20 protein-coding genes are annotated in these 19559 nt (G+C 37.2%); 13 read left to right on the top strand and 7 right to left on the bottom strand.

The features are described 5' to 3' along the window. Window positions 1–42: 42 nt before the first annotated feature. The 5 genes from HMPREF3177_RS07890 to HMPREF3177_RS07905 form a co-directional block, all read right to left on the bottom strand. Entirely contained in the window at window positions 43–471 is a 429-nt protein-coding gene (locus HMPREF3177_RS07890) for a hypothetical protein (protein ID WP_168161330.1), read from the bottom strand. 106 nt (window positions 472–577) lie between these two features. Beyond that, window positions 578–949, bottom strand: a complete 372-nt coding sequence (locus tag HMPREF3177_RS07895; RefSeq protein WP_070458495.1) for a hypothetical protein — start codon at window positions 947–949, stop codon at window positions 578–580. Between the two features lie 167 nt (window positions 950–1116). After that, a complete protein-coding gene (locus HMPREF3177_RS08560; RefSeq protein ID WP_168161331.1) occupies window positions 1117–1269 on the bottom strand; it encodes a hypothetical protein in 153 nt (50 codons plus the stop codon). 133 nt (window positions 1270–1402) lie between these two features. Next, window positions 1403–2335 (bottom strand): manganese-dependent inorganic pyrophosphatase, encoded by a 933-nt coding sequence (locus HMPREF3177_RS07900; protein ID WP_070458499.1) that lies wholly within the window; start codon window positions 2333–2335, stop codon window positions 1403–1405. Window positions 2336–2383: 48 nt separating this feature from the next. After that, entirely contained in the window at window positions 2384–3568 is a 1185-nt protein-coding gene (locus tag HMPREF3177_RS07905) for an MFS transporter (RefSeq protein WP_070458502.1), read from the bottom strand. Window positions 3569–3654: 86 nt separating this feature from the next. Here HMPREF3177_RS07905 and HMPREF3177_RS07910 point away from each other — a divergent pair, with 86 nt between their 5' ends. The 12 genes from HMPREF3177_RS07910 to gatB all read left to right on the top strand — a co-directional run bounded on the left by HMPREF3177_RS07910 (window position 3655) and on the right by gatB (window position 17436). Next, entirely contained in the window at window positions 3655–5103 is a 1449-nt protein-coding gene (locus tag HMPREF3177_RS07910) for a nicotinate phosphoribosyltransferase (protein ID WP_070458505.1), read from the top strand. Beyond that, window positions 5096–5926, top strand: a complete 831-nt coding sequence (gene nadE / locus HMPREF3177_RS07915) for an ammonia-dependent NAD(+) synthetase (RefSeq protein WP_070458508.1) — start codon at window positions 5096–5098, stop codon at window positions 5924–5926. Before HMPREF3177_RS07910 ends, nadE begins: the two co-directional genes overlap by 8 nt. A 36-nt stretch (window positions 5927–5962) precedes the next feature. After that, window positions 5963–6538 (top strand): DUF2179 domain-containing protein, encoded by a 576-nt coding sequence (locus HMPREF3177_RS07920; protein ID WP_068131072.1) that lies wholly within the window; start codon window positions 5963–5965, stop codon window positions 6536–6538. Next, entirely contained in the window at window positions 6528–6725 is a 198-nt protein-coding gene (locus tag HMPREF3177_RS07925) for an NETI motif-containing protein (RefSeq protein ID WP_068131043.1), read from the top strand. The genes HMPREF3177_RS07920 and HMPREF3177_RS07925 overlap by 11 nt, the downstream gene beginning before the upstream one ends. Before the next feature lie 22 nt (window positions 6726–6747). Then, window positions 6748–8046 carry an adenylosuccinate lyase gene (gene purB / locus HMPREF3177_RS07930; RefSeq protein WP_070458510.1) on the top strand — a complete coding sequence of 433 codons (1299 nt, stop codon included), beginning with the start codon at window positions 6748–6750 and terminating at the stop codon, window positions 8044–8046. 103 nt (window positions 8047–8149) lie between these two features. Then, the gene (locus tag HMPREF3177_RS07935) at window positions 8150–8824 is read left to right on the top strand and encodes a heptaprenylglyceryl phosphate synthase (RefSeq protein WP_070458515.1); all 675 of its coding nucleotides are present in this window, start codon (window positions 8150–8152) and stop codon (window positions 8822–8824) included. Beyond that, the gene (gene pcrA, locus HMPREF3177_RS07940) at window positions 8824–10989 is read left to right on the top strand and encodes a DNA helicase PcrA (protein WP_070458518.1); all 2166 of its coding nucleotides are present in this window, start codon (window positions 8824–8826) and stop codon (window positions 10987–10989) included. Before HMPREF3177_RS07935 ends, pcrA begins: the two co-directional genes overlap by 1 nt. A 6-nt stretch (window positions 10990–10995) precedes the next feature. Then, window positions 10996–12966, top strand: a complete 1971-nt coding sequence (ligA, locus tag HMPREF3177_RS07945; RefSeq protein ID WP_070458521.1) for an NAD-dependent DNA ligase LigA — start codon at window positions 10996–10998, stop codon at window positions 12964–12966. Between the two features lie 3 nt (window positions 12967–12969). Then, on the top strand, window positions 12970–14175 hold the full coding sequence (locus tag HMPREF3177_RS07950) for a CamS family sex pheromone protein (RefSeq protein WP_040928987.1): 1206 nt from the start codon (window positions 12970–12972) through the stop codon (window positions 14173–14175). Between the two features lie 64 nt (window positions 14176–14239). Next, on the top strand, window positions 14240–14530 hold the full coding sequence (gene gatC / locus HMPREF3177_RS07955; protein WP_040928986.1) for an Asp-tRNA(Asn)/Glu-tRNA(Gln) amidotransferase subunit GatC: 291 nt from the start codon (window positions 14240–14242) through the stop codon (window positions 14528–14530). Window positions 14531–14541: 11 nt separating this feature from the next. Next, window positions 14542–16005, top strand: coding sequence for an Asp-tRNA(Asn)/Glu-tRNA(Gln) amidotransferase subunit GatA (gatA, locus tag HMPREF3177_RS07960; protein WP_070458524.1), 1464 nt, complete (start codon window positions 14542–14544; stop codon window positions 16003–16005). Next, the gene (gatB, locus tag HMPREF3177_RS07965; protein ID WP_070458527.1) at window positions 16006–17436 is read left to right on the top strand and encodes an Asp-tRNA(Asn)/Glu-tRNA(Gln) amidotransferase subunit GatB; all 1431 of its coding nucleotides are present in this window, start codon (window positions 16006–16008) and stop codon (window positions 17434–17436) included. A 46-nt stretch (window positions 17437–17482) separates the two neighbouring features. Here the strand turns inward: gatB and HMPREF3177_RS07970 are convergent, their stop codons facing one another. Further along, window positions 17483–18253, bottom strand: a complete 771-nt coding sequence (locus HMPREF3177_RS07970; RefSeq protein WP_070458530.1) for a hypothetical protein — start codon at window positions 18251–18253, stop codon at window positions 17483–17485. Between the two features lie 139 nt (window positions 18254–18392). Here HMPREF3177_RS07970 and HMPREF3177_RS07975 point away from each other — a divergent pair, with 139 nt between their 5' ends. Next, complete coding sequence (locus HMPREF3177_RS07975; RefSeq protein ID WP_070458533.1) at window positions 18393–19280, top strand: diacylglycerol kinase; 888 nt, start codon at window positions 18393–18395, stop codon at window positions 19278–19280. Between the two features lie 9 nt (window positions 19281–19289). Here the strand turns inward: HMPREF3177_RS07975 and HMPREF3177_RS07980 are convergent, their stop codons facing one another. Continuing rightward, window positions 19290–19514 carry a hypothetical protein gene (locus tag HMPREF3177_RS07980; RefSeq protein WP_068131008.1) on the bottom strand — a complete coding sequence of 75 codons (225 nt, stop codon included), beginning with the start codon at window positions 19512–19514 and terminating at the stop codon, window positions 19290–19292. Window positions 19515–19559 lie beyond the last annotated feature (45 nt).

A 19559-nucleotide genomic window follows, 5' to 3' on the forward strand; every position in this document is an offset into this window, starting at 1 on the left:
ATTTCGTATCTATAAAAGAGAATTTCATCTACTATATAACGTTTACTTTTCATAGCGTATTTTATCCGTTCTTTTTTTATTATGAGGAAACGCTAATGTCGGCACCTGACCAGAAGATGATTGTGGATAGTATGTAATAGTAAGCCCATTTGATGTTCTAGTCATTATTCCATCACCTCTATATATGGTTTTACCAGGCATTGAATTAAAATCTCTTAGGGCCTGATTACTTCCACCTGTTCTAACATAATTATAAACTCCTGTACTTGTTTTGTTTGTAAGTCTTGCATGATTTCTAATGATTAGCCATCTTTCCATAGATGAGCAGTTTATTGTTACTAAATCTCGGTCATCACCAGAATTTAATATCGACCCGCTATGATAGCAACTTGGAGGTGCATTAGGCGTAAGAAAATCGCTGTCAGTAGCATCATATTCAGATGCAGAACCCCCTATGCTTTTGATACTCATAAGAATAAAGCTTGTTAGAGCTAGGACAAAAATTTTTGTAACCCTTTTCATATTGAAACACCCTTTCAAATATATTTGTTTAAATTTAGAACTTTAATTGAATGATTTAGTATAAATCCAATTTCATCTCAGGTTTCGCATCTGTTTGAACGAAAATAACGACGTCGCCATCTGTCGTAAAATATACATTCTCTAAATTTCGATTCGTCGTGACAGACGCCTCCTCAATTTCAGTGTGCGATTCAATAATAAAATCGTGTTCTTTTATATCGAACGTAATCGTAAATGTACCTACACTTTGAAACTCTTCGTCTTCATATTGTGGAATATCTCTAAAAGCTAAGTCATATACGATTTCAATTTTATTTTTAGAAACAGTGTTTTCAGAAAAACTCGTATAATAATTTACTCCATCAATTGTCATATACATATTAACGAGCGTATTTTCGATATATTTATATTCGAATTTAATATCCATCTTAATACAACTCCTTTACAGTAGGGTCAAAGTTACTGAACACAGTTACTTTTTCGTCAGGTTGACTCATAGACATAGCACTGGACTTTTGGCTCGATATACTTAATGTCTTCTATAACATTAGATGGTTTATATGAATTTCCTTTTTGTATGATTGAAGATACATGTTACATCCCGCGATAAGTTCTAAATGTCGCTTCAAATAACTTTCTATGGTGTTTGTAATGAATAGTTGTCGTCATAGGATAGCTTCCTTCTTCTACTGTTATTTCGTATCTATAAAAGAGAATTTCATCTACTACAACATGAATGTGTTCCATAGGCAACATCTCCGTTTTCTAATTATTTTTATTATAAAACACTAATTGAAAAATTAATATTAAATATATAAAGTGAAATCAAAATAAAAACCTTCCAGTATTTTTATAATACTAGAAGGTTATGATATTATTTTTACTCATATAATGATTGGAATGCTTTTTCGATGTTTGGAACGACTTGTTTTTTACGAGAAACAACACCTGTGAGTAACGCTTCGTTGTCATCTAGTGCAACGTCAAATGCATGCTCAATTACTTTGTTGTTTTCTCCGATTGCGATGACTCTAGAGTCTGACGCTAAGATGTCTGTTACGACTAAAATGAATAGGTCGTACTTTTCTCTGTCGCTTTCTTTTTTGATTTCATCGACGAGTTCATCTTTTCTTTCGAAAAGTTCATCTAAATCAACGACGTTTACTTGAGCGATTCTGACGCTGTTATCGCCCATTTCAAATGTTTTCGCGTCTCCAGTGATAAGTGCTTGTGCACTTTTATCTTTCGTTGAAGCACCTGCTTTTAACATTTCTAAACCGTAATGTTCATAGTTCACGTCTGCGATTGTTGCGAGTTCGTGAAGTGCTTCTTCGTCTTCAGTAGTCGTCGTTGGTGATTTTAATAGTAACGTATCAGAAATGATTGCTGACATCATTAAACCAGCCATTTCTTTTGTTACTGTGACATTGTTTTCTTTACAAATCTTATTTAAAATCGTCGCCGTACAACCGACAGGCTCTGCTCTAAAGTAGAGTGGTGCATTCGTTTCAAAGTTTGCTACACGGTGGTGATCAATGACGCTTAAAATCGTCGCTTTGTCGATACCGTCAGCAGATTGTTGAAATTCGTTATGGTCAACGAGCATGACTTCGTCATTTTCTTGAACTGAATCTAATAATTCAGGTGTTTCCACATTAAAATAGTTTAACGCGTATTCTGTTTCTTTGTTTAAATCTCCAAGTCGGTAAGCTGTCGCTTCTTTACCGAGTTCACGTTCAATAATTGCTGCTACGATCGCAGATGTGATTGTGTCTGTATCTGGGTTTTTATGTCCAAAAACTTTTACTGTCATTGAATAAACTCCTTATTTATTGTCTAATTAATTTTATTTTATCACGAATTAGAAATTCGTTCTATTTTTGAGTTGATAACGGAAAATTAAGTTTCCGATTAATACGAGAACCATTACAGCTGTAAAGAATGAGAAGTATAACGTGCCATTTGATAAGCTGATTAACGATCCACCAAATACTGGTCCGAGTATACTTCCGATAGAAAATATAATACTGATAAGTAAGTTCCCTGCAGCGATATGTGTACGTGGAATGACATCTGTTAAATAGCCAAGTCCAAGACTATACATCGATCCACACGCAACTCCTGTCATTAAAAATAGTGCTGTCAGCATGAAAAATGATTCTTTATTGAGTTCCATTAGTAAAAATCCGATACTTCCGATTGCGACTAACCACGTGAGTAGTTTGCCACGCCCCATTCGATCTCCGAGTGCACCGATTGGAAGTTGGAATAAAATCGCACCTAAGTTAAACATCGGTAAAATCCAAGTCACTTGGCTAATTTCAAAGCCATTTCGCATTGCAAATACTGGGAAGTTTGAGTTTAAAGAACTCTCATAAAATCCGTATAACATCGGGAACATCAGTGCTGCCCATCCGTATACGATAACTGTTTTAAAGTTCGTTAACGTCGATAATAACGTAATTGGTACGTTATCACTATCTGGTTTTGCTTCACTCGCACCTTTTAATGTGAAAATTAGCGGCCATGCAAGCATTGTAATCACACTCGATAAAACAAACGGAACATGAGTCCCATAAACGACTAAGTCGGCAACTTTTGGTCCAATCATAAATCCTAATGAGAAGAATAGACCATAAACCGCGATAACTTTTCCGATTTTATGTTGCGGTGTTGTGGACGTTAGCCACGTTTGTGTTGACATATGTAATACGTTATCTGCAATTCCGATAATTACGCGTAATATAAACCAAAACATAATTGAATCTAAAATGGGGAATAAAAACAACGATACACCGACAAATAGTCCACCGAATACAATGAGTTTTTGATATCCGTATTTTCTCATCGGTGCTTCTATTAAGAAACTAGATATAAACACACCGAGATATAACCCAGCAGTATGGAATCCACTTAACGTCGCACTAATGCCACGCGACTCAAAAATAAACGATATTAAAGGGAGCAACATACCTTGAGAGAACCCGCTAATACAAACGATGATAGATAAAACGATGAAGCGTGCTCTGAAACTAGTAAATCTCATTTAATTCACCCGCCAATTCATATATAATGTATGTAATCTAAAAATATTAAAAAATAAAAATTCATCTTCAAGTAAGGGGTTAAACGATGTTTAAAGACGACAGTTATATGTTACACACAGATTTGTATCAAATCAATATGGCAAAGACATATTTTGATAAAGATATTCATAATAAACGTGCAGTGTTTGAAGCATATTTTAGAACGATGCCGTTTAAAAATGGATACGCTGTATTTGCTGGACTTGAGCGTATTATCGACTATATAAAAAATCTTAGATTCTCAAAAACAGATATCGAGTATTTAGAAACACTTGGTTATGATGAAGCATTCATTGACTACTTAAAAGAGTTTCGTTTCACAGGTACAATTCGTGCGTTTAAAGAAGGAGACGTTTGTTTTAATAACGAGCCGATACTCCAAGTAGACGCACCACTTGCAGAGTGTCAAATGATCGAAACGGCTATTTTAAATATCATTAACTTCCAAACACTAATCGCAACAAAAGCAAGCCGTATTCGTGAACTCGTTCCGGATGACCAACTGATGGAATTTGGTACACGTCGTGCACAAGAGTTTGATGCGGCAATTTGGGGCGCACGCGCTGCAGTCATTGGTGGATTTGACGGTACGTCAAACGTTCGTGCGGCTAAAAAGTTCGGTATTAAGCCTACAGGTACACATGCCCATGCGCTCGTTCAAACGTTTGGCGATGACTATTCAGCATTTAAAGCATATGCAGATACGCATAAAGACTGCGTCTTTTTAGTCGATACGTTCGATACGTTAAAGTCAGGTGTTCCAACAGCGATTCGTGTCGCAAAAGAGTACGGTGACAAAATTAACTTTATCGGTATTCGTTTAGACTCTGGAGATATTGCGTATTTATCTAAAAAAGCGAGAAAGATGTTAGATGATGCTGGATTTAAAGATGCAAAAATCGTCGTATCTAATGACCTCGACGAATACACAATTCAGTCGTTACTCACGCAAGGTGCTAAAGTAGATAGTTACGGTATTGGTACAAAACTAATTACTGCATACGATCAACCTGCGCTTGGTGCAGTATATAAACTATCTGCAATTGAAGACGAAAATGGCCAGTTAGTCGACCGTATGAAAATTTCAGGAAACGTCGAAAAGTTGACGACACCAGGTAAAAAAGAAGTGTATCGTATTATTAATAATGAGACGAAAAAATCTGAAGGTGATTATATTACTCGTGTCGGTGAGGAAATCGATTATAGTGAACCGTTATTTATGTTCGACCCTGTGCATACAGTTAAACGTAAATACGTTAAGAACTTTACAGCAGTGAAAAAGTTACATGATATTTTTGTCAACGGACAACTCGTATATGAGTCACCATCTATTGAAGAAATGAGTCAATTACGTGAAGCAGCGTTAGATGAATTATGGGAAGAAAATAGACGTCTATTAAACCCACAAATTTATCCAGTCGATTTAAGCTTACAATTATGGGAAGATAAAAAGTCATTAATCGAATCGATTGCTGAGCGTGATATTAATGCATAATATTCAGCGAGAAATTATAGACGCGTTACATGTTAAAGAAAACATCAACCCTGAGAGAGAAGTACGTGAAATCATCGATTTTCTTAAAAACTATAAATACCACCACGACTTTATTGAAAGTTTCGTCTTAGGTATAAGTGGCGGTCAAGACTCAACATTACTCGGGAAACTCGCCCAAATGGCAGTCGAAGAGTTACGTGAAGAAGGTCATACGATTCATTTTTACGGTGTGCGTTTACCGTACGGTACACAGCTCGATATGAATGACGTCGACGACGCTATTACTTATATACAACCAGATTTTGACGTCACAATTAATATTAAAAATGCCGTCGATGCGAGTGTAAAAGCACTAAACGATGCATCGTTTCATATTAATGACTTCGTAATCGGTAATGAAAAAGCACGTGAACGCATGAAGGCACAATATGCGATTGCAGCAGACCGTAAAGGTGTAGTACTCGGTTCGGATCACGCAGCAGAAGCGTTAACTGGATTTTATACGAAGTTTGGTGACGGCGCAGCAGACGTCATGCCTTTAACTGGTTTAAACAAACGTCAAGGACAACAAATTTTAAAATATTTAAATTGTCCAGAACATTTATATTTAAAAGTTCCTACAGCAGATTTAGAATCCGACCGCCCACTGTTAAGCGATGAAGATGCACTTCAAGTGAGTTATAAAGATATCGATGACTTTTTAGAAGGTAAAACAGTACCTGAAGCGGCGTTTGATCGTATCATTCATTTATATAAGACGAGTCAACATAAAAGAGACAAACCGTATCATCGATACCTTAAACCGAAATACATGGAGGAGTAATTATTGTTACAATTAATTAGTGAAAACGCATGGCTGATGGTACTTACAATCTTTTTAATCAACATATGTTACGTCTCGTTTTTAACGATGCGTACGATTTCGACGTTAAAAGGATATAAGTACGTCGCTGCGTTAGTGAGTATTTTTGAAACGCTCATTTATATTATCGGACTTGGTCTAGTGTTAGATAACTTAGATAAGCCGATTAACATACTCGCATATGCGTTTGGTTTTGGTACAGGGATACTCGTCGGTATCCGCATCGAAGAAAAGCTTGCTTTAGGATATCAAGTCGTCAATGCAATAACTGCAGAAAAAGATAAAGATTTGCCGATGCAGTTAAGAGAACTTGGCTACGGTGTTACGCACGGGTACAGTTATGGACGTGACGGTGAACGTACGACGATGCAAATTTTAACGCCGAGACGCCACGAGAAAAAACTCATAAATACGATAATCGAGCTTGATCCGAATGCATTTATCGTGTCATATGAGCCAAAATCTATTCACGGTGGATTCTGGACAAAAGGTGTACGAAATCGTGAAGTTGCGTCATATGACGTTGAAGATGTAGAAGAAATTTTAGAAGAAGTCGGTACTAATGAAAAATAAAAAACAATTAAAAAAGAAAAAGTTTGAAGTTACAGAGAACGATACGATTGAATCTGTGTTAAAGCAAATGAGAAGCGAAGGATATACGCCCGTGAGACGTATAGAAAAGCCCGTCTTTAAGGAAACAGAAAACGGGATTGAAGTAAGTCATCAAGAAATAGTATTTGAAGGTAAATTAATCGATTAACGATAAAAGGAGAAATAAACATATGATTCCTCGTTATACAAGAGAAGAAATGGCCAATATTTGGACAGAAGAAAACAAATTTCGTGCATGGTTAGAAGTTGAAATTTTAGCAGCAGAAGCTTGGGCAGAGCTTGGAGAAATTCCAATGGATGAAGTAAAACAACTTCGTCCGAATGCTAAAATTGACATCGACCGAATTAAAGAAATTGAAGCAGAAACACGCCACGACGTCGTCGCGTTTACGCGTCAAATCTCTGAAACGTTAGGGCCTGAGAAAAAGTGGGTCCACTACGGTCTTACGTCAACAGACGTCGTCGATACGGCACAAGGGTACTTAATCAAACAAGCAAACGAAATTATCGAAAAAGATTTAAATGCATTTTTAGACGTCTTAAAAGATAAAGCGCAAGCACATAAATACACGTTAATGATGGGTAGAACACATGGTATTCATGCAGAGCCTACATCGTTCGGTATTAAACTTGCATTATGGTATGAAGAGATGAAACGCAACTTAGAGCGTTTTAAATATGCGAGAAAAGATATTGAAGTTGGTAAAATGAGTGGAGCAGTCGGCAACTTTGCGAATATTCCACCTGAAATTGAAGAGTACGTGTGTAAACATCTCGGTTTAGACTATGCACGTGTATCGACACAAACGTTACAGCGCGACCGCCATGCATTTTATATTTCGACACTTGCGTTAATCGCAACATCTATTGAAAAGATGGCAGTAGAAGTCCGTCATTTACAACGTAGTGAAGTGCGTGAAGTTGAAGAAGCGTTTAGAAAAGGACAAAAAGGTTCGAGTGCGATGCCACATAAACGTAACCCGATTGGCTCAGAAAACGTTACAGGGATCGCTAGAATTATTCGTGGGTATATGACGCCAGCGTTTGAAAATGTACCGTTATGGCATGAAAGAGATATCTCTCACTCAAGTGCAGAGCGTATTATGCTGCCAGACGTTACGATTTTAACAAATTATATGTTAAATCGATTTAAAAATATTATTCAAAACTTAGTCGTTTTTGAAGACAATATGAAAGCAAATATTAACGCGTCATATGGACTTGTGAACTCTCAGCGCGTCATGCTCGGTTTAATCGATAAAGGACTATCACGTGAAGCAGCATATGACCTCGTTCAACCACGTGCGATGGAAGCATGGGAGGGTAAACAAGCTCTACAACCGTTAATAGAAAACGACGCAGAAATCACGAAATATTTATCACAAGAAGATATTGATGATGCGTTTGATAATAGACATTATTTACAATCAGTAGACCGTATATTTGAACGCGTCGGATTAGATGAATAAACCTAGACATTGTCTAGGTTTTTTTCGTGGATGACTATCGTACGTTTAGAATGCATAGTAAAAAAATGCTATAATTATAATATTGATTTTATGGAGGAAACGAATGTTAAGCGACGTAAAACATATATTTAAGTTAGATCCAGCGAAAGAGATTAGCGATGAGCATTTAGAACGGTTAGCTGAAAGTAAAACAGATTTAATCGTCGTCGGAGGAACAGATAATGTCACTGAAGACAACGTTTTAGATTTACTCGCACGCGTGAGACGTTTTAGTATTCCACTCGCACTTGAAATATCTAACACTGAATCTGTCATCGGTGGATTCGATCATTATTTCATCCCAGTTGTGTTTAATACGACGAATATTAAGTATCATAACGGACTACTCGTTGAAGCGTTACAAGAATTTCACGATATTATCGATTACGACGAAGTCTCGATATTGCCATATATAATTTTAAATGAAGAGTGTAAAGCGTTTAAGAAGGCGGAGTGCTATTTACCAGATGAAGAAACACTCACAAGCCTTGTAAATATGATTGATAAGCTATATGAGTCAAAGTATTTATACATCGAATGCAGCGGGACACTGATCGACGTAGACACGTTAAAACATATACATTCACAACTTAAAAATAGCCATCTTATTTACGGTGGTGGTATTAAAAATCGTGAAGAGTTTAAAGAAAGAAAACCTTTCGCAAATACGTTAGTCGTCGGTAATTCAATTTACGATGACTTTACTCAAGCATTAAAAACGACAAATGAGGTAGAGTAATGGATTTATCTTTAATGAACCGAGCGCAATATGAAGCAATTACGACAACAGAAGGCCCTGTCCTCGTTATGGCGGGAGCTGGAAGTGGAAAAACACGTGTGTTAACGCATCGTATCGCATATTTAATTGAAGAAAAAGATGTGCCAAGCTATAACATTTTAGCGATCACATTTACAAATAAAGCAGCGAAAGAAATGAAAGAGCGTGTCGACAAACTAATCGACGACGACACATCTAAAATGTGGATTTCAACGTTCCACGCGATGTGCGTTAGAATTTTAAGACGAGATATCGATAAACTCGGCTACGATAGAAGTTTTTCAATCTTAGACACGACAGATCAGCTCAATGTCGTAAAAGATGTTTTAAAATCGATGAATATAGACCAAAAACAATATCCACCCCGCCAGTTTTTAAATGCTATTTCAAACTTTAAAAACGCATTAATTACTGAAAAAGAAGCGAAAGAAAACGCATATGATTTTAGAGAAAAACTAAATGCGGATATATATACGTCATACCAAGAAATTTTATATCGTAACAGTGCGCTAGATTTTGACGATTTAATTATGCTGACGATACAACTGTTTCAAAAAGATGAAGCAATCTTAAATTATTACCAAACAAAATTTCAATATATTCATGTCGATGAATATCAAGATACGAACCATGCACAATATCAGCTCGTCTATATGCTTAGTCAAAAATATGAAAATATTTGCGTCGTTGGGGATAGCGATCAGTCAATTTACAAATTCCGCGGTGCAGATATTATGAATATTTTAAACTTCGAAAAAGACTACGATAACGTAAAGACGATTTTACTCGAAGAAAACTACCGCTCGCATCAGCGTATATTAGACGCAGCGAATAACGTCATCGAAAACAATACGAGCCGCGTACCGAAAAATTTAGTGACAAGTCGTGGTAAAGGTGAAAAAATTACATCAATCGTCTCTCAAAACGAACGAGAAGAAGGCCAGCGTGTCGTTAAACAGATTCAAAAACTCAAAAATGAAGGATACAGATTTAACGACATGGCTGTATTATACCGCGCAAACTCACAGTCACGTGCAATCGAAGATGCACTCGTAAAATCATCCCTACCATATAATATGGTTGGTGGTATGAAGTTCTATCAACGTAAAGAAATTAAAGACTTAATGAGTTATATGAAAGTCGTTTTAAATATCCACGATGATATCGCAATGGAACGTATTATTAATACACCAAAGCGTGGAATCGGACCGAAGACGATCGACACGTTAAAGCAACACGCGAACGCGTTAAATTCGAGCATATACGACGCAATTAAAGACGCGGATTTCATCGGTCTATCAAAGAAAAACGCTGAAAACTTAGCACAATTATTAAGTGTACTTGAAAACTTAAAAGAAAAGTCTAAGTTTATGTCGATTACAGACTTAGTCGATGAAATACTCCACGACACTGGATATTTAAATATGCTTATCCGTGAAAACACACTTGAAAGTAATTCACGAATAGAAAACTTAGAAGAGTTTAAAACAGTAACGAAAGAATTTGACGAAACACATACGATTGGAGACGAACTGCTCTTTGACTTCTTAAGTGATATGGCACTCGTTAGTGATCAAGATAGTGTTGACGATACAGATGCTGTCACACTTATGACAATCCACGCCTCTAAAGGACTCGAGTTTAAAGTGATTTTCATTGTTGGTCTTGAGGAAGGGCTATTTCCTTCATATAGATCGATGGATACTGAAGAAGAACTCGAAGAAGAGCGCAGACTCATGTACGTTGCGATCACACGTGCGATGGAGCGCTTAATCATTTCACGTGCGACGTCACGTACAATATTTGGTCGCACAAATAACGCAATGGAAAGCCAATTCTGGTCAGAAATACCAGCAGATTTAGTTGAAGGTGAATCACTCATTTCTGTTTACGACGGACGTAGTAGTAGCAGTAAAAAACGTCCACGTAGTAAAAGCCAAGTGTTTACAGATAATAGTGGTGTAACATTTAACGTTGGCGATAAAGTGACACACAAAACGTTTGGTGACGGTATGATTACAGCAATTAACGGGTCAGGTGACAGTGAGGAGCTCGATATCGTATTTTCAAAAGTTGGTCCGAAACGTTTACTTGCGAAATTCGCACCAATTGAAAAGAAAGAGTGATAACAAATGGAAAAACGCATGCGAGAATTAGAAAAACTTCTGACGCAGTACAATTATGAATACCACGTTTTAGATGACCCTTCAATTCCGGATCAGACGTATGACAAGTTATTCCATGAATTAGTTCAACTTGAAGAAGAGTATCCCGAGCTAAAAAGCGACACGTCTCCAACTTCTAGAGTCGGAGGCGTGGTGCTTGATAAGTTTGAAAAAGTCACACATGAGACGCCGATGTTATCTTTATCTAATGCGTTTAACGAAGCAGATTTACGTGCATTTAACGATAGAGTAGAACGCGCGGTCGGAAAAGTAGAGTATATGTGTGAATTAAAAATCGACGGTCTTGCAGTATCGCTTTTATATCAAGACGGTAAATTCTCCCAAGGTGCCACACGTGGTGACGGTACTGTTGGTGAAAATATTACTGATAACTTAAGAACGATTCGAGCGATTCCTCTGTCAACAGATTTAAATGCACAATTTGAAGTACGCGGTGAAGCGTATATGCCAAAAAAAGCATTTGAAACGTTAAATAAACGTCGCGAAGAAAATAATGAACAAGTATTCCAAAATCCAAGAAACGCTGCAGCAGGTAGTTTACGTCAACTCGATACAAAACTGACGAGTGAACGTAATTTATCTATATTTTTATACGGGACACCACGCGCGGACATATTAGGGGTCACGTCTCAAAGTGAGGCACTCGATCAGTTAGACAAGTTAGGATTTAAAACAAATAAAGAACGCGCAGTGAAAGAAGATATCGACGGGGTTATCGAATACGTCAACTACTGGCAAGAGCACCGTAATGAGTTACCGTATGAAATCGACGGTATTGTAATTAAAGTGAATAACATAGACTTACAAGAAGAGATTGGTTATACTGTCCGCTCGCCAAAATGGGCAATTGCGTATAAGTTCCCAGCTGAAGAAGCAAAAACGAAAATTATAGACATTGAACTGACAGTCGGTCGTACAGGTGTCATTACACCGACGGCAATTTTAGAACCAGTGCGTGTCGCTGGGACGACTGTTGCACGTGCATCACTTCATAATCATGAGTTAATCGAGGAAAAAGATATTCGTATTAACGACACGGTAATTATCCATAAAGCCGGAGATATTATCCCAGAAGTTGTGCGTGTCGTTTACGAAGAACGTACAAATCAAGAAGTGTATAAAGCACCGACACAGTGCCCGTCATGTGGTCATGAAGCGGTCAAGTTAGACGAAGAAGTAGCGATTCGTTGTATTAACCCGAAATGTCCGGCTCAAATCGTAGAAGATATTATTCACTTTGCATCTCGAGGGGCAATGAATATAGACGGACTCGGTGAGAAATTTGTCCATCAGTTATACGATGCAAAACTTATTTCAGACGTCGCAGATCTATATACGCTTAAAAAAGAGGAACTTATAGAATTAGACCGCGTGGGACATAAAAAAGCGGAGAACCTCTTAAACGCAATCGAAGCGAGTAAAGAAGCACCACTTCAAAAGTTATTATTTGGTCTTGGTATTCGTTTTCTCGGCCAAAAGGCGTCACGTTTAATTGCGGAGAGATTTATAACGATGGATAATATTTTATCTGCTGAAAAAGACGAGTTGATGGAAGTTCCTGAAATCGGTGAAGTAATCGCAGATTCTGTTGTAACGTATACGTCAAACGATGATTTTATTCACCTTATTGAAAAACTAAAATCAGCAGGTTTAAATATGACTGAAGAGGTTGAAGAGCAAGAGAGTACACAGTTTGACGGGATGACGTTTGTGTTAACAGGTAAACTCGAAGAGTTAACACGTAAGGAAGCGAAAGAAAAAATTGAGTTAAATGGCGGGAAAGTGACAGGTAGTGTGTCTAAAAACACAGATGTCGTCGTCGCTGGAAGTGATGCGGGGTCTAAATTAGACCGTGCGAGAGAGTTAGAAATTACTGTATGGAGTGAAGCGGATTTACTCGAAAGGTTGGGCGAATAGCAGATGAAAAAACTTGTAATGAGTACGTTGTTTGGTACAGCGATATTAACGGCATGTTCGAATACGTCTGTCGACGTTGAGAATGCGTCAGAAAATAACGATGAAAATAACAATAACGTTCAAACTGTACGAAATGAAGATGTACAAGATAGTGTCACACAGAGTATTTCAAGCGATTATTACCAATCTGTCTTACCATACGAACTCTCTCCAGCACGCGGGTTAACAAGTTCTAACATGGTTTCAACGTATAACATGGAAGCATTTGAAAAAGGCCTTTTTGAGCAGTCGAAAAGATTCTTTCCAACAGATGAATACGTGTTTCGCGAAGGACAAATTATGTCTGAGAAAATGACTCGAGAGTATTTAAAACGTCAATATACGAAAGAACAAATCGATGAGATGGATGAGGCAACACTTAAAAGGACAGGTGCGTTTAGTAACTTAGGGTTAAACCCATCAAACAACGGAGAAGAAGATCCAGAAAAACTTGCAGAGAACGCGCCACTTTACTTATCTCATATACTTGAGCAAGACTACTTAAAAATTGACGAAGAAGGTAATCAGACGTTCGAAGGGATTACGTTCGGTCTTGCAATGAACAGTGAGTACTTATATCAAAAAGAGCAGTATGGTACGACATATCAAAAAGATTTAGATTTAGAAGTCGTTCAAAAAGAGGGCGAAGATATGGCGCGTGAAATTTTAGAGAGACTTCGAGAAAACAGTGATTATGTCGATAAAAAAGTCGTATTTGCGATCTTTATCCAATCAAAAGGAACGGATATTATACCTGGTAACTTCGTATCCTACGCGGTTGTTGAACCAGGTGCAAAAGAAATTCCTAAGTTTGAAACAATCGATGAACAGAACGTTTTACTACCGTCAAATAATGAATCAGTACCAGAAGACGTGAACAGCGAATACCGCGCATTTAACCGTGAACTCGAAAGTTACTTTAAATCATTTTCTACAAGTGTCGGACGTGGTGTGATTCGTGACGGTAAACTCGACGAGTTATCGATTGAAATACCATTTGAATACGAGTCACGTGGTGAAATGGTCGGCTTAAGCCAATTCGTGTATGAACTTGTCGAAAAACATTTTAAAGGCACAAAAGTTCAAGCAAAGATTCAAGATAAGTCAAAAGTGTATTCGATTATTACGTCTGACGGTGAAGAGAATACGGAACTTTATATTACAGAATAACAAACAATAGAATTGAAACGTATATTTTGATAAAATAATACGTGTTTTAAAAAGGAGGATATTTATGCCAACAGTATCAAAAGAAGAAGTACTAAAGATGGCAGACGTTGCGAAAGTTGCATTAACTGAAGATGAAGCAACGCGTTATGCCGAGTCTATTACAGACATCGTACAACGTGCAGAGGATTTAAAAAACATGGACTTATCTGACGTTGAACCAGCAACACATGCGTTAGAGATTTATGACGTCGTACGTGAAGACGATCCAAACAATCAAGTGTCGATTGAAGACGCGTTATTAAACTCAGAATCAACAGAAGACGGACAATTTAAAGTACCAAAAATGATTTCCTAGGAGGGACATTGGTGACTAACATTCATCATTTAACGGTTGAAGAAATCGTATCAAAAATTAAGCAAAAAGAACTCACACCTTCAGAAGTCGTTGAAGGATTATATAAACATATTGAAGCGCATGATAATAGCGTTCAGTCATTCATCAAATTAACGAAAGAAGACGCATTAAAAGAAGCAAAGCATCTTGATGAATTGCAAGCAAAAGATGAAATGACAGGTGAACTATTTGGATTACCAGTTGGTATTAAAGACAACATTTTAACAAAAGGTGTTACGACAACAGCAGCATCTAAAATGCTTGAAAACTTTACACCAATCAACGACGCGACTGTCGTTAAAAAGTTAAAGGACGCAGAAACAGTCAGTCTCGGTAAAATTAACTTAGACGAGTTTGCGATGGGTTCTACAACTGAAACGTCTTATTATAAGAAAACGACAAACGCTTGGAGTACAAAGCTCGTTCCAGGTGGGTCATCAGGTGGTTCTGCAGCAGCAGTCGCAGCAGGATTTGTGCCAGCAGCACTCGGTACTGATACTGGAGGATCTATTCGTCAACCCGCAAGCTTCAACGGTGTCGTTGGTATGAAACCAACGTACGGAAGAGTGTCACGCTTTGGTGGCATTGCATTCGGTTCATCATTTGACACAATTGGCCCAATTACAAAGACGGTAAAAGATAATGCGATACTTTTAAACGTTTTAAGTGGACTCGATGAGTTTGACGGTACAACTGCGGACAAAGAAGCGGATTTCTTAACAAACATCGATAACGATATTAAGGGTATGAAAATCGCAGTCGTTAAAGAATTAATGACAGAAGACGTTAACGCTGAAGTACGTGAAAGCATTGAAAAAGCAGTTGAAACGTTTAAATCACTCGGTGCTGAAGTTGAAGAAGTCAGTATCGATCATTTAGACAAAGTCATTTCAATTTATGAAATCGTAAGTTCAAGTGAAGCATTTTCTAACTTAGCACGCTTTGACGGAATTCGTTACGGTTACCGTGCTGAAGCAGAAAACTTAGAAGACTTATATAAGAAAACACGTGGAGAAGGTTTCGGTGACGAAGTAAAACGCCGTATCATTTTAGGTACGTATATGTTACAAGCAGGTCATTTTGAAGATTACTTCGAACAAGCGCAAAAAGTACGTCGTTTAGTAATGGAAGAATTTGCGGAAGTTTTATCGAAATTCGATCTCATCTTAACACCAACAACAGCTGCACCAGCACATGAATTTGGTAAACCAGACGACAATGTGTGGATGACAGACGTCTTAACAATTCCAGCGAACTTAACAGGATTACCAGCATTATCAGTACCGTGTGGCTTAACTGAAGATAATCGTCCAATCGGATTACAAATCATTGGAAATCACTACGAAGAAAGTAAGATTTACAATGCTGCGTATAAATTCGAACAACAATTTAATCTTCACGATGAATTAAAAAATCTCACATTGGAGGTTAAATAAATGCATTTTGAAACAGTAATCGGACTCGAAGTACACGTCGAGTTAAATACAAAATCAAAAGTATTCTCAGGTGCACCTTCACACTTTGGTGCAGAACCAAATACAAACCTTTCTGTTATGGAGCTTGCACATCCTGGTGCGTTACCAGTCGTTAACAAAACAGCAATCGAGTACGCAATGAAAGCAGCTCTTGCTTTAAATATGGAAATTCCATCTGTTACTCGATTTGACAGAAAGCATTACTTCTATCCAGATAACCCGAGTGCGTACCAAATTACGCAGGATAAAGAACCAATCGGTCAGCACGGACATATCGAAATTGAAGTGGATGGTAAAAAGAAAAAAATCGGTATCACGCGTCTACACTTAGAAGCGGATGCTGGTAAATCAGTCCATAAAGACGACCATTCACTCGTCGACTTAAACCGTCATGGTTCAGCACTTGTAGAAATCGTATCTGAACCAGATATTCGTACACCTGAAGAGGCATACAAATATTTAGAAAAACTAAAATCGATTATCCAATATACAGGTGTTTCTGACGTTAAAATGGAAGAAGGATCATTACGTGCGGATGCGAACATCTCAATTCGTCCATACGGACAAGATGAATTCGGTACGAAAACAGAGTTAAAGAACTTAAACTCATTTAACCACGTACGTAAAGGTTTAGAATTCGAAGAGAAACGCCAACAACAAGTCTTAATGTCAGGTGGAGAAATAAAACAAGAAACGAGACGTTTCGACGAAAAAACTGGCGAAACTATTTTAATGCGTGTTAAAGAAACTGCAGATGACTATCGTTACTTTAGAGATCCAGACTTAGGTCCGGTCAGAATTAGTGACGAATGGAGAGAATCTGTTAAAGTAAGTATTCCAGTACTCCCAGACGCGTTAAAAACACGTTACTTAGAAGAGTACGGTTTACCAGAATATGATGCAGATATTTTAACACTCACAAAAGAACACTCAGACTTCTTTAACGAGATGGTCGAAACTCATAAAGCTGATCCAAAACTTGCATCAAATTGGATCATGACTAGTGTGAACGAGTACTTAAACAAACAACAAGTAGAACTTCACGACACAGAAATCACACCGAAAAACTTAGCTGAAATGATCGGACTTATTGAAGACGGCACAATTTCAGGTAAACAAGCGAAAAAATTATTCTCTGAACTAATTAAAAACGGTGGAGAAGCTAAAGCAACAGCTAAAAAGCTCGGTATGGAGCAAATTTCAGACCCAGCAGTACTTGGTGAAATGGTTGAAGAAGTTCTTAATGAGAACCCACAATCAATCGCTGACTTTAAAGATGGTAAAGACCGTGCGATTGGATTCTTAGTTGGACAAATTATGAAAAAATCACGTGGACAAGCAAACCCACAAATGGTTAATAAGATTCTTTTAGAAGAAATTAATAAGAGATAATATTAAAAAAGACTTTGCACCTAAACTTTAGGTGCAAAGTCTTTTATTATTGTAGGAAGAAGTCTCTAATGTTTTTAGCAACTTCTTTTTCTGCTTCACGAGTTAATACGTTTTGATCGTAATCAAACATGTCATCGAGCTCTATTCTACTATTATCAACGTAGAAGTAATCGTTCTCTCTCATAAATGTTTGATCATCTTCTAATACATTTTGTAAGTTAACATGTGCATGTGCGTTTGGTTCACTTAAAATGACAGCTGTCTTATTTGCTTCAAGTAGCGACATATACATACGTAATACGTTCGGTAAGTCGTGACTTGGAAGGACCTCTTCGTTATAGTCTTGAATTTGGAGTGCGCTTAATAGAACGACATCAGCACTGTCATTAATGTTTAACTGTGCAAGTTGACCAGAATTAACATCGATATCGATACGATTAAATTCAATCGTCGTATTGTTAAATGCTTCTTTTAAATCGTTCATGAATGCATCGCTATAATACGTCGGTAATACAACATCGACCGTTAACGGTTCGTTGTTTTGAATGTTTGCATCATACTTTTCTTGGATGACATCTTCATTAAATATAAGTGGTTCACTTGAAACATTATTTTCTGATGTAGAAGCTTCTTCTTTTCCATCATCTTCTTTGTTCGTGTGATCGTTTTTATCTTTTTGGTTATCGCTGTTACTGGAATTTTCTACTTGACTAGTATTGTTATTATTATCTACGTTACTCTTATTTTCGTGTAAAAAATTTAAGTATAATAAAAATAAAAATACTAGTGAAAGTAGGACAATAATTAGTTTTTTCATCAAATCTCCTCGTAATTTTTTAATGTCTATATTATATATGATACAATTATCTAGATTAGATAATACCATATTTAAAAATATTTTTCATTAACATGAGCAAATATTGTTAGTACGATCAAATATGCGTAGGTGATAGCTTATGAAAACAGCACGTATTATATATAATCCGACGGCAGGGCGAGAAGTGTTTGAGCAACAACTTCCTCAAATTCTCGAACGTTTAGAGCGTGCAGGGTACATTGCGAGTGCACATAGAACGACTGGTATTGGTGATGCGATTGTTGCTGCAAAACGTGCATGTGAACTCGAGTTTGATTTAGTCATTGCGGTTGGTGGTGACGGGACAGTAAACGAAGTAATTAACGGTCTACTTCAGCATGAGACTCCACCTGAATTTGGGATTATCCCAATGGGAACAGTAAATGATTTTACACGAGCGCTTGGTATACCGAGCGATATTTTTGAAGCGCTCGACTATATTATTGAAGGTGAACCATTTGCGATAGATTTAGGTCTCATGGACGGTAAATACTTTATGAATATCGGTGGGGGCGGTAAGATTACAGAGGTGTCTTACGAAGCACCGAGTCGCTTAAAGGCAGTTATCGGATCTCTTGCATATTACGTAAAAGGAATTGAACTTATCCCGCAAATTACATCATTCCCAATACGAATTGAACACGATGATGATGTTTACACAGGACGTGTTATGTTGTTTTTAATCGGTTTAACAAACTCGATTGGCGGATTTGAACAACTCGTACCAGATGCTGAGTTAGACGACGGATATTTTTCGGTTTTAATATTAGAAGAGGTCAATTTAGCAGAGCTTGCACACGTTTTAACGCTTGCGATGCGTGGGGAGCATTTAAAGCACGATAAAGTAAAATACTTTAAATCAAGAGAGCTATATGTCTCGAGTTTCGAAGAAGTACAGTTAAATTTAGACGGAGAACTCGGTGGTGTGTTACCTGCACATTTTAAAAATTTACAACAAGCCATTAAAGTAAGAATTAAAAAAGAATAACCGCTTTGGTTATTCTTCGTTTTTTTGTTCATTTTTAATCGACTCGATTTCTTCATCGAACGTCGTTTTATGTTTTTCGTTAAATGCTTCAATATGCGTATTTCTTACGAGGGTAAAATTTAACGCAATAAAAAATGAGACACCAGTCATAATGATTGCTGGTAAGCCAAGTTCAAATGCAGTAAAAAGAATATATGCAAATAGAACCCATAACATCAAACCACTCGCTCTCACAACATACCCTCCCAAATCTTAATATAAATATTATAATTAATTTCA

Origin of the sequence: Nosocomiicoccus sp. HMSC09A07 (assembly GCF_001808485.1) — a bacterium.
Taxonomy (GTDB): domain Bacteria; phylum Bacillota; class Bacilli; order Staphylococcales; family Salinicoccaceae; genus Nosocomiicoccus; species Nosocomiicoccus ampullae_A.

Excerpts from the sequence above, each read along its gene's own strand:
- HMPREF3177_RS07900 (WP_070458499.1), bottom strand. The coding sequence starts at position 2,335 with ATGACAGTAAAAGTTTTTGGACATAAAAACCCAGATACAGACACAATC.
- HMPREF3177_RS07975 (WP_070458533.1), top strand. The coding sequence starts at position 18,393 with ATGAAAACAGCACGTATTATATATAATCCGACGGCAGGGCGAGAAGTG.
- purB (WP_070458510.1), top strand. The coding sequence starts at position 6,748 with ATGATTCCTCGTTATACAAGAGAAGAAATGGCCAATATTTGGACAGAA.
- HMPREF3177_RS07925 (WP_068131043.1), top strand. The coding sequence starts at position 6,528 with ATGAAAAATAAAAAACAATTAAAAAAGAAAAAGTTTGAAGTTACAGAG.
- HMPREF3177_RS07905 (WP_070458502.1), bottom strand. The coding sequence starts at position 3,568 with ATGAGATTTACTAGTTTCAGAGCACGCTTCATCGTTTTATCTATCATC.
- ligA (WP_070458521.1), top strand. The coding sequence starts at position 10,996 with ATGGAAAAACGCATGCGAGAATTAGAAAAACTTCTGACGCAGTACAAT.
- HMPREF3177_RS07970 (WP_070458530.1), bottom strand. The coding sequence starts at position 18,253 with ATGAAAAAACTAATTATTGTCCTACTTTCACTAGTATTTTTATTTTTA.
- gatC (WP_040928986.1), top strand. The coding sequence starts at position 14,240 with ATGCCAACAGTATCAAAAGAAGAAGTACTAAAGATGGCAGACGTTGCG.
- HMPREF3177_RS07920 (WP_068131072.1), top strand. The coding sequence starts at position 5,963 with ATGGTACTTACAATCTTTTTAATCAACATATGTTACGTCTCGTTTTTA.
- pcrA (WP_070458518.1), top strand. The coding sequence starts at position 8,824 with ATGGATTTATCTTTAATGAACCGAGCGCAATATGAAGCAATTACGACA.
- HMPREF3177_RS07910 (WP_070458505.1), top strand. The coding sequence starts at position 3,655 with ATGTTTAAAGACGACAGTTATATGTTACACACAGATTTGTATCAAATC.
- gatB (WP_070458527.1), top strand. The coding sequence starts at position 16,006 with ATGCATTTTGAAACAGTAATCGGACTCGAAGTACACGTCGAGTTAAAT.
- HMPREF3177_RS07950 (WP_040928987.1), top strand. The coding sequence starts at position 12,970 with ATGAAAAAACTTGTAATGAGTACGTTGTTTGGTACAGCGATATTAACG.
- HMPREF3177_RS07890 (WP_168161330.1), bottom strand. The coding sequence starts at position 471 with ATGAGTATCAAAAGCATAGGGGGTTCTGCATCTGAATATGATGCTACT.
- HMPREF3177_RS07895 (WP_070458495.1), bottom strand. The coding sequence starts at position 949 with ATGGATATTAAATTCGAATATAAATATATCGAAAATACGCTCGTTAAT.
- nadE (WP_070458508.1), top strand. The coding sequence starts at position 5,096 with ATGCATAATATTCAGCGAGAAATTATAGACGCGTTACATGTTAAAGAA.
- HMPREF3177_RS08560 (WP_168161331.1), bottom strand. The coding sequence starts at position 1,269 with ATGGAACACATTCATGTTGTAGTAGATGAAATTCTCTTTTATAGATAC.
- HMPREF3177_RS07935 (WP_070458515.1), top strand. The coding sequence starts at position 8,150 with ATGTTAAGCGACGTAAAACATATATTTAAGTTAGATCCAGCGAAAGAG.